Origin of the sequence: Campylobacter sp. RM16189 (genome assembly GCF_012978815.1) — a bacterium.
GTDB lineage: Bacteria > Campylobacterota > Campylobacteria > Campylobacterales > Campylobacteraceae > Campylobacter_A.
In genome coordinates this window covers 88,208-97,719 of sequence record NZ_LIWR01000044.1, presented here as the reverse complement: position 1 = coordinate 97,719, position 9,512 = coordinate 88,208, and the positions used below count along the sequence as shown (strand labels likewise).

Annotated in this window: 13 protein-coding genes and 1 pseudogene; 7 read left to right on the top strand and 7 right to left on the bottom strand. The window is 39.1% G+C overall.

Translation table 11 applies throughout. The annotated features are described in order from the left end of the window. Positions 1–10: 10 nt before the first annotated feature. The 3 genes from CDOM16189_RS08590 to glmM all read right to left on the bottom strand — a co-directional run bounded on the left by CDOM16189_RS08590 (position 11) and on the right by glmM (position 2,260). Positions 11–373, bottom strand: coding sequence for an NINE protein (locus tag CDOM16189_RS08590; RefSeq protein ID WP_169976473.1), 363 nt, complete (start codon positions 371–373; stop codon positions 11–13). Between the two features lie 98 nt (positions 374–471). Beyond that, positions 472–924: a signal peptidase II gene (lspA, locus tag CDOM16189_RS08585; protein WP_169976471.1), complete on the bottom strand. Its 453-nt coding sequence runs from the start codon at positions 922–924 to the stop codon at positions 472–474. Continuing rightward, the gene (gene glmM, locus CDOM16189_RS08580) at positions 917–2,260 is read right to left on the bottom strand and encodes a phosphoglucosamine mutase (RefSeq protein ID WP_169976469.1); all 1,344 of its coding nucleotides are present in this window, start codon (positions 2,258–2,260) and stop codon (positions 917–919) included. Before glmM ends, lspA begins: the two co-directional genes overlap by 8 nt. A 181-nt stretch (positions 2,261–2,441) precedes the next feature. Between glmM and rpsT the strand changes: the two genes are divergently transcribed. Together rpsT and prfA are read left to right on the top strand one after the other, a co-directional pair. Beyond that, complete coding sequence (gene rpsT / locus CDOM16189_RS08575; protein WP_169942906.1) at positions 2,442–2,714, top strand: 30S ribosomal protein S20; 273 nt, start codon at positions 2,442–2,444, stop codon at positions 2,712–2,714. Between the two features lie 14 nt (positions 2,715–2,728). Then, positions 2,729–3,796, top strand: a complete 1,068-nt coding sequence (gene prfA, locus CDOM16189_RS08570; RefSeq protein ID WP_169976467.1) for a peptide chain release factor 1 — start codon at positions 2,729–2,731, stop codon at positions 3,794–3,796. Between the two features lie 253 nt (positions 3,797–4,049). Here the strand turns inward: prfA and CDOM16189_RS08565 are convergent, their stop codons facing one another. Beyond that, positions 4,050–4,301 carry a replication/maintenance protein RepL gene (locus CDOM16189_RS08565; RefSeq protein ID WP_169976465.1) on the bottom strand — a complete coding sequence of 84 codons (252 nt, stop codon included), beginning with the start codon at positions 4,299–4,301 and terminating at the stop codon, positions 4,050–4,052. Next, positions 4,298–4,657 (bottom strand): diacylglycerol kinase, encoded by a 360-nt coding sequence (locus CDOM16189_RS08560; RefSeq protein WP_169976463.1) that lies wholly within the window; start codon positions 4,655–4,657, stop codon positions 4,298–4,300. The genes CDOM16189_RS08565 and CDOM16189_RS08560 overlap by 4 nt, the downstream gene beginning before the upstream one ends. 90 nt (positions 4,658–4,747) lie before the next feature. On the opposite strand from CDOM16189_RS08560, the gene CDOM16189_RS08555 reads away from it, so the two are divergent. Then, entirely contained in the window at positions 4,748–5,506 is a 759-nt protein-coding gene (locus tag CDOM16189_RS08555) for an exodeoxyribonuclease III (RefSeq protein WP_169976461.1), read from the top strand. Between the two features lie 197 nt (positions 5,507–5,703). On the opposite strand, the gene CDOM16189_RS08550 is transcribed toward CDOM16189_RS08555, so the two are convergent. Continuing rightward, complete coding sequence (locus CDOM16189_RS08550; protein WP_169976459.1) at positions 5,704–5,916, bottom strand: hypothetical protein; 213 nt, start codon at positions 5,914–5,916, stop codon at positions 5,704–5,706. A gap of 190 nt (positions 5,917–6,106) precedes the next feature. On the opposite strand from CDOM16189_RS08550, the gene CDOM16189_RS08545 reads away from it, so the two are divergent. Continuing rightward, positions 6,107–6,979, top strand: a complete 873-nt coding sequence (locus tag CDOM16189_RS08545; protein WP_169976457.1) for a pirin family protein — start codon at positions 6,107–6,109, stop codon at positions 6,977–6,979. Between the two features lie 42 nt (positions 6,980–7,021). Here the strand turns inward: CDOM16189_RS08545 and CDOM16189_RS08540 are convergent. Continuing rightward, a pseudogene (locus tag CDOM16189_RS08540) lies at positions 7,022–7,547 on the bottom strand (manganese efflux pump MntP). On the opposite strand from CDOM16189_RS08540, the gene CDOM16189_RS10040 reads away from it, so the two are divergent. The 3 genes from CDOM16189_RS10040 to CDOM16189_RS08530 all read left to right on the top strand — a co-directional run bounded on the left by CDOM16189_RS10040 (position 7,501) and on the right by CDOM16189_RS08530 (position 9,472). After that, positions 7,501–7,623: a hypothetical protein gene (locus CDOM16189_RS10040; RefSeq protein ID WP_349304353.1), complete on the top strand. Its 123-nt coding sequence runs from the start codon at positions 7,501–7,503 to the stop codon at positions 7,621–7,623. The pseudogene CDOM16189_RS08540 and the gene CDOM16189_RS10040 overlap by 47 nt on opposite strands. Before the next feature lie 193 nt (positions 7,624–7,816). Next, positions 7,817–8,563 (top strand): DUF4197 domain-containing protein, encoded by a 747-nt coding sequence (locus CDOM16189_RS08535; RefSeq protein ID WP_169976453.1) that lies wholly within the window; start codon positions 7,817–7,819, stop codon positions 8,561–8,563. A 27-nt stretch (positions 8,564–8,590) separates the two neighbouring features. Next, a complete protein-coding gene (locus CDOM16189_RS08530; RefSeq protein ID WP_169942896.1) occupies positions 8,591–9,472 on the top strand; it encodes a DMT family transporter in 882 nt (293 codons plus the stop codon). The last annotated feature ends 40 nt before the right edge of the window (positions 9,473–9,512 follow it).

The window sequence follows — 9,512 nt, the reverse complement described above, 5'->3', positions numbered from 1 at the left end:
TACTCTCCTTTTATCTAAATAAAATTTCTTTTCTAGCTTCAAATTCGGCTTTGCTTATCCTGCCCTCTTCGTAAAGCTCATAAAGCCTTTTGAGCTGAGCCTCGAGATCTTGCTTTTTAAGCTCGTGTTTAAGCTCGTCTTTTTGCAAATTTTTCTCCACATAAACACCCGTAAGATATATATCAAACAGCCACCAAATACCCCAAATCAGCCAAAACAACCAACCTATCAGTATCCAATATGTCATCGAGCCCATAAAAAACAGCGTCATCATAAAAAATCCGCTGATAAATTTGCCAAGATATATACGGTGCGCCCCGAACCAGCCGCAAAACAGCCAAAGCGCATAAGCGATATATACGTTATTTCCCATTTTTCATCCTTTTTAAGTTTTATAAATTTAAGCGAATTTGCATCAAATTTATAAAATTTAAATGCGACTTTACCGGCTTGCTAGTACCCGCTCGGCTTTCATTTGGCGCTATTTTTTGGCTTTTTAAAGCTTTGCCATAAGATAATGCAAACCGCAACATCAATCATAACATCTGCAAGGTTAAAAATAGCAAAACTAAACCACTTATGCCAATAAACATAATCCACAACTCCGCCGTGCACGAAGCGATCAAGAATGTTTGAGCTGCCCGCACCAAGCAAAATTCCAATAGCTATGGTGTGATCTTTTAAAATCTCTTTTTGCCAGACAAGATATGCTAAAACTGCTGCGATAAGAGCTACTTGGATGAATTTAAGCCACTCTCCAAGGCTTGCAAACATCGAAAAGGCAACACCTTTGTTAAACGCAAGCACCAAAGAGAAGTATTCTCCCTGCCAGGTAAAGCCGTTTAAGAAAATTTGCTTAACGAGCTGATCGGCTATAAAAACGACAAAAAAAGCTATAAAAAATTTGATCAAAACTCTAGGCATTTAGAGCTTTAGTGAAGAATTTTTCCACTTCATCCATTCGTTTTTGCACTTTGTCGGGGCATTTTCCTTCAAGCAGAAGGCGGATTAAATTTTCGGTTCCCGAGTATCTAAATAAAGGTCTGATTCCGTCTTTTCTGAGATTTTCTTTGAGTGCTTTTAGCCCTTCTATACTCTCAAGAGGTTTTTTATCTGCGACTTTTAAATTTAGTAAAATTTGCGGATATGGCTTGATCTCGCTTAAAATTTCGCTTGCTTTTTTGCCTTGAGTTAGCATGCAAGCGATAAACTGCATTGCGGCCACGAGCGCGTCGCCTGTTTTGGCATAATCTGAAAAGATTATATGTCCGCTTTGTTCACCGCCAAAATTTATGCCGTTTTCTTGCATCATCTCAAGGACGTATTTATCGCCTACGTTTGCGCGAAGTAGCTTTATTTTATGCTTTGTAAGGTAGTCTTCAAGCGCGGCGTTGCTCATCACGGTTGCTACGACTCCGCCGCCTTTTAAAGTTTTGTTTTTATGAAGATACATCGCAAGCACTCCAAGAAGTGCGTCTCCGTTTGCCACTTCACCCGTTTCATCAACCACGACAAGCCTATCGGCGTCTCCGTCAAAAGCAAGTCCGATATCAGCTCTTAATCTCACGACCTCGCTTGCTAAATTTTGCGGATAGAGCGCACCGCAGTTTAGATTTATGTTGCTTCCGTTTGGCTCATCGTTTATCACGATGGTTTCCGCGCCAAGCTCGCTAAATATCGTCGGTGCTACTCTGTAAGCCGCGCCGTTTGCTACGTCTAAAACAACTCTTATTCCGTGCAAAGTCAAAGATTTCGGAAAGGAATTTTTGATATGAACTATGTAGCGACCTATAACGTCGTCAATTCTCTTTGAAGCGCCGATTTCAAGCATATGTTTTTGGCTTTGAGCGATTAACTCATCGTCAAAATAGATTTTTTCTATCTCAGCTTCAGCCTCTTGGGTTAGTTTATTGCCGTGTTTATCAAAAAATTTGATACCGTTATCGTAGTATGGATTGTGGCTAGCGCTTATCATTATACCCGCATCACAGCGCATATCTTCGGTAAGAAATGCGATCGCAGGTGTGGGCATAGGGCCGATCTGGCGCACGTTATAGCCGACCGCGGTAAGTCCCGCAACGATGGCTGTTTCTATCATATACCCGCTTCTTCTAGTGTCTTTGCCAAGCAAGATGGTATTAGTAACTTGAGCAAATTTACGAAAATAAATTCCAGCAGCCATCGCCAGCCTCATGGAAGTTTGCGCAGATAGTTTAGCTCCCGCCTTGCCTCTAACTCCGTCGGTACCGAATAGTTTCATATTTATCCTTCATGATTTAAAAGCTATTTTGCCTTATCTATGATAAAATTTGTTGTATTCTATCAAAATTTCACAAATTTAAATACGTGAATTTTGACTGCTTTAAATTTCACTTAAATTAAGCGCTATTTAAAACTAAATTTTATATAATCACGGACTAAAATTATGAAAAAGGTATATTATGGCAAACCATAAATCTGCTGAAAAAAGAGCTAGACAGACGATAAAAAGAACCGAAAGAAACAGATTTTATCGCACAAGACTTAAGAATATCACAAAAGCCGTACGTGTAGCAGTAGAAGCCGGCGATAAAGAGACTGCTTTAAAAGCGCTAAAAGAAGCTAATAAAAGCCTACATAGCTTTGTTAGCAAAGGATTTTTGAAAAAACAAACAGCTTCACGCCGCGTTGGACGCTTGGCGAAGCTTGTAAACACTCTAAACACAGCGGCTTAATCACTAAATTTTAAATGTTAGCTAATAAACTGCAACCGTTTTTGGATCGTTATGACGAACTCTCTCGTCTGCTAAGCGATCCATCAATCACTCAAGATATCGCAAATATGACCAAGCTCTCCAAAGAGCAATCAAGTATAGAAGATATCAGAAATGCCTCCAAAGAGTATTTGCAAATTTTAGCCGACATTGACGAAAACAAACTTCTACTTGATGACGACGAGCTTGGCGAGCTTGCTAAAGATGAGCTAAAGAGCCTTGAAATCCGTAAAGCCGAGCTTGAAGAAGAGATAAAAATTCTACTTCTTCCAAAAGATCCAAACGACGATAAAAACATCTTTCTTGAAATTCGTGCTGGAACCGGTGGAGATGAGGCGGCGCTATTTGTAGGCGATCTTTTTAACGCCTATGTTCGCTATACCGAGCTTCGCGGATATAAATTTGAAGTAGTAAGCCAAAGCGAGGGCAACACGGGCGGGTTTAAAGAGATTATCTTGCTCGTAAAAGGAAACGGCGCATACTCAAGGCTAAAATACGAAGGCGGAACGCATAGAGTTCAGCGTGTGCCTGAGACTGAAAGTCAGGGTAGAGTCCATACTTCGGCCGTTACTGTCGCAATCATGCCTGAGGTTGAAGATAGTGAAGTAGAGATAAATCCAAATGACTTAAGAATCGACGTTATGCGAAGCTCGGGACACGGCGGACAAAGCGTAAATACAACCGATAGTGCCGTGCGTATCATACATATCCCGACAGGTCTTGTAGTAACCAACCAGGACGGAAAAAGCCAGCACAAAAACAAAGAGGCCGCAATGAAAGTGCTTAAAGCTCGACTTTATGAGATGCAAGAGGCTGAGCGCCTTGCAAAAGAGACTAGCGAGCGCAAGAGCCAAGTGGGCACAGGAGATAGAAGCGGTCGAATTCGCACCTACAACTTCCCGCAAAATCGCATAAGCGATCACCGCATAAATTTAACGCTTTATAGACTGGATGCCATCATGGCAGGCGGGCTTTTTGACGAGATAATAGAACCTCTTATAGCGCACCATCAAGCCGAAGCTATATCTGCTGCCGGTTTATAATATAAATTCATACTATTATCCGTTTAAACTTATATATCTTTGAATTATTGTGATACAAAAATCATAAATAGGCATATAGGGTAGATATAAATTTAAGTTTGATTCTGTTATAAATATCCTAGTTTTGCGCCCTTTTTGAGGCAATCAGCTAAAATTTGATTAGATTAAGAGTAAATAGAAGATTGTACCTATTAAGTTCAGACTGGTTGCATTTAGTTAATATAAGTAAATTTTAATCTCAGACAAACTAAAATCAAAAATCATTAAATTTTAAATTCTTAAACGCATAAACTCCGTTTTTTACTCGCTTAAAAATTTTTCTATTTTCAAGCAGTTTTATCGTTTCTATGACGGTCGGTTTGCTTGAATTTGTAGCATTGCAAATTTCTGCAATTGTGAAATTTATAAGTCCGTTTTCATCTAAATTTTGGATAAAAAACTCAATTATCTCAAATTTCTTTTCGCCGATTAAAGTGCCAAAAATTTCTCTTTCAAGCGAGTTCAAAATTTATCCCAAATCGCATATATCCACACTCCTGCACAAAGCGTGTTGCATATCATTACCGCAGCGCTTCCTGCGTCTTTTGCCGCACCTGCTAGAGGATGAATTTCAGGGCTTGCAAGATCTACTATACGTTCAATTGCGGAGTTTATGCACTCGCAAACCAGAACCAAAACCATACTAAAAATCAAAAATAAATTTAAAACCGCGCCGAAATTCCAAAACAAAAGAGAGATAAAAGCGGGCAAAAATATATAAATTTCAAGCCTAAAGCTGCTTTCGTTTTTAAAAATTTCCTTTAGTCCTGCGATCGCGTAACTCCAATTTTTAAAGAATTTGTATTTTGGCTGATTTCTCAATTTTAGACCTTAAATTTTTGAATAATTATATCAAAATAGACTCTTAAATTTAGGTTGAGTGCGTATAATTGCAATTAAAAAGGACTAAATTTGAAACTGATTTCATGGAACGTAAACGGACTTCGCGCGGTCGCAAGCAAAGACGGATTTAGTTGGCTTGATGAGATTAAGCCCGATTTCTTAGGACTTCAAGAGATAAAAGTAAAAGAAGCTGATGTGCCTAGCGAGATTTATAAGCTCGGATTTAGCGATGTGAGCGTAAATTCGGCCGTCAGGGCAGGGTATTCGGGCGTAATGAGCCTTAGTAAGTTTCCGGTAGCTACTCTAAAATCGCAGTTTTTTAACGACGATGAGGGGCGAGTTTTGGAGCATAGGTTTGGCAATATCGTGCTTTTTAACATATACTTTCCAAACGGGCAAAAGGATGATGAAAGACTAGCTTACAAGATGGATTTTTATGCGAAATTTCTAGCCTACTGCAATGAGCTTGTGCGTGAAGGCAGGGACGTGATATTTTGCGGAGACGTTAATACCGCTCACCGCGAGATAGATCTTAAAAATCCAAAGGCGAATTCTAAGACCTCGGGCTTCTTGCCGATTGAACGAGAGTGGATAGATGAGGTTATAAAGCACGGATTTATCGATACTTTTAGACAAATTCACGGCGACAAAGAGGATGCTTATTCGTGGTGGAGCTATAGATTTAACGCTAGAGCTAAAAATGTCGGCTGGAGGATTGATTATTTTTTCATTTCGGCAAGCCTTAAAGATCGCCTTAAGGACGCATTTATACTTAGTGATATAACGGGAAGCGATCATTGCCCCGTGGGAATTGAGATAGAAATTTAATTGTCTTTTGTTTTGATAAATTCGCATTGCTTTTATGTTGTTTTGGTAAGGATTAAAACTCCCAGTTCGGCTAAATTTAATCGGACGAGTTAAATTTAGCTCTAAACGCAAAGAGCTTGAAAATTCATATCAAATTTTAAATTCGTATCCAAATATACGGCTTTTTAAAAAAGACGCTTTGAGATAAATTAGTTGCTTTAGGATCTGATAGTTTTAAAAAGTATCACCCAAATCGCAAGTAGCAGGTATATGGCAATGCCCATTACCATAGCCATAGTTAGTATCTTAAACACCTCTATCGTTTCATTGTGAGCGCCTGCCGCGTCAAGGTATGGCACGGCGAGATACCCGCCAACTCCTATTATCAAAAGTAAGAAATAGCACTTCCAAGAGAATATAAAATTAAACATTTCGAGCCTTTTCGCGCTTAAATTTTTACAATTATATTCAAATTTGAGTGAAATTTTATAGATATACGTTAATAAATAGAGTTGTTTAAGTTTGGATTAATAATCTTAATTTTTATTTACCGATTTTAAATAATATATTAACGAGACTGCATTAAAATACCGAAATTTTAAATAAAATAAAGGATAAAAAATGAGAAAAGTTAATAAAATTTACAAATCAAATAGTGCGCATTGGGTCGGAGACGGATTTTTAGTTCAACCGCTTTTTAGCCATATGGGCGAAGATCGCGGTACTGATCCGTTTTTGATGCTTGATTACGCTGCACCTCAGGTTTTTAAACCGAATTTAACGGACTTTCCAAGAGGAGTCGGACACCATCCGCATAAAGGATTTGAGACTGTAACGATAGCTTATAGCGGCGAGGTCGCACATAAGGATTCAAGCGGTGGCGGCGGAGTTATAAAATCGGGCGACGTGCAATGGATGACGGCGGGTGCGGGCATAGTGCACGAGGAGTTTCACTCTTTGGATTTTAGCCGTTCGGGCGGACTTTTTGAGATGGTTCAGCTCTGGGTAAATTTACCTAAAAAGCATAAAAACACTCCCGCAAAATACCAGCACTTATCGCGCCAAGCAATCCCTGTGATCAAATTTGCAGACGGTGCGGGACAAGCAAGGATCATAGCGGGAGAATTTGATGGAGTAAGCGGAGCGGCGAGCACATTTACGCCGATGAATGTTTGGGACGTTATGATAAATTCCGGCAAAGAAGCGGTTATAAACGTACCTGCTTCACATTCGCTTTCTATGGTTGTTTTGCGCGGAGAAGCGATTTTTAACGGCAATGAAAGCGCAGGCGAAGCTCAGTTGGTAAATTTTGAAAAAGGCGACGGTGAAGTGAGAGTAAAGGCAGTCGGACAAGATGTAAAAATCCTGCTTCTTTCAGGCGAACCTATAGATGAGCCGATTGTCGGATATGGACCGTTTGTGATGAATACAAAAGATGAAATTCGCCAAGCTATTAATGATTATAACAGCGGAAAATTCGGTAGCATAGGCTAAATTTACCTATTGGTGCGGAGTTATAAAATAGTAAGCGTAAAATCAAAACGGCTTTAAATGAGCCAAGAACCCATGGTCTAAAAGATGGGTGATGAGAATTTTTACGCTTATGCCTATGAGTATAACTCCGCCTAAAATAAGAGCCTTTTTTTCTAAAACTATACCTAAAAATTTCCCCGCATAACACGCCAAAACGCATAGTATAAAGCAGATAGATCCTATCAAAATACTAGTATAAATGATGTCTATATTCTCAAAGCTAAATGTCACTCCGACAGCCAGCGCATCGATACTCGTAGCTATTGCGCCTATGGTTAGGACTTTTAGTCCTAGGTCATTTAAACAGGCTTCGTCTTTATGCTCTCTTGCCTCAAGTATCATTTTGATACCCAAAAATGAAAGTATGCCAAATGCGACAAAATGATCTATAGAAGCTATGAAGCTTACGAAGGTTAGCCCTAAAAAATATCCCAAAAATGGCATAAGAGCTTGAAAAAAAGCCAAATATAAAAGAGACTTTAATGACCCCCGAAACGGTTAATGCGCGGCATTTTGCACCGCTTGCGATACTGAGTGCTACGCTATCCATGGCAAGGGCGAAAGCTAATAATAAAAGCTCCATAAATTCTCCTGAAAAAGGCTAATTTTACATTAAAACTAATTTTTTTAAGATTAAAATTCGGCTTTATTTGACGGAATTAAAATTTGATATTTTATGAGCGCAAATTTAGCGTATAAAGATAAATTTCAAGTGATGAAAAGCCAAAATTTAATATCATTTTATTTACTTGCTAAGCCTAATTTATGCTTGCAGGGTTAAATTTAAAGGATATTATTATGAAAAAAATCGTGATTTTAGCGCTATTTTTTGCTTTAAGCGCTTTTGGTACGGATTGGGGTAAAATGGTTGGAGACGGGCTTAAAGCCGTAAATCAAGCCTCTACAAATAGCGATTATAAAAGCATGGTAAGCTCGGCTCTTGAGTATGCCGTAAAAGAGCTTTCAAATGACGGATTTATCAAAAATGCCTCGGCTAAAATTCCGCTTCCGCCAAGCTTACAAACGGCTGCAAATTTAGCAAAGAAAGTTGGCGGCGACAAGTGGGCAAACGAGCTGGTTGCTTCCATAAACAAAGCCGCAAGTAGCGCAGTTCCCGGAGCTGCCGATGTCTTTTCAAAAACTATAAAAAACATGAATGAAAGCGATGTCAAAAAGATCATGAACGGCGGAAATGATAGTTTTAGTAAATTTTTGCAACAAAATTCAAGCAAGGAGCTTGAAAAGATATTTAAGCCGATCATTGAAAAGATGATGAGTCAAAACAGCTTTGCAACCGCTTATAACGGGCTAAATTCATTTGTAAAAAATTCTCTTGGCGGCTCGGAGAGTATGAAGTCGGTTAAATCTGTGGCTTCAAGCCTTGGCATGGGCGAATATGTAACAAACGATGGCGAGGATCTAAACGGATACATCACGAGAAAGACGCTTGATGGGCTATTTAAAGTGATGAGCGAAAATGAAAAGTCGCTTAGAAGCGATCCTGTGGGTTACGGCAAAAAAGCTATTGAAAATATTTTTAAATAACTTTTAGCTTAAATTTAAACTCATAATATGACGAAAAAGATAAAGGAATTTGGCGCCGATCTCGCTCTTGTAGTCGTTGCCGTCGTGTGGGGCGTGACGTTTTTACCGATGGCTGAAGCGCTTAAGAGTAACGGCGTTTTTGTTATTTTGTTTTGGAGATTTTTGATCTCAACTCTGCTAATGGGTTTGATTTCGATTAAATTTGTTAAGAAATTTGACCCAAATTCTCTTAAATTCGGCTCTTTGCTAGGTGTGTTTTTGTTTGCGGGCTTTGCACTTCAAACCTTTGCCCTTAAATACACTTTTAGCTCGACCGTTGCCTTTATCACGGGATTAAATGTAGTTTTTGTGCCTTTTATAGTATTTCTGTTTTTTAGGCAAAAAGTCTATGTTTATTCGTTTATAGGAGCCTTTTTATCGGCTTTTGGGCTGTATTTGCTAAGCGATAGCGAGCTTGGGTTTGGCAGAGGTGAAATTCTCTCCGTGCTTTGTGCCGTTGCTTATTCCGTTCATATCATATTTACGGGCGTTTTTGTGCGCAAATGCGAGCTTTATCAGATGGTTTGCATGCAGTTTTTGGTAGTAACCGCCCTATGTCTTTTTGCGGCTCTTGTTTTTGATACGCATAGCGTTTTGCCTGTGGCTAACTATGCATTTTTTAAAGCTGTTATCATAACTTCGGTATTTGCGACCGTCTTTGCATTTTTTGTTCAGTCGGCGATGCAGCGCTACACAACTCCTATGAAAACGGCTCTTATCTTTACTTTTGAGCCTGTTAGTGCGGGGCTTTTTGGGTATTTTGTTGGCGGGGAAATTTTAAGCTCGTGGCAGATTTTAGGAGCTTTGCTTATACTTTTTGGAATTATAATCAGTGAAGTAGGAAGCTACTACAAGAGTCAAAAAGCTTAAATTTCGTTATCTTACAAGCGCAAATTTATTAAAATTAACC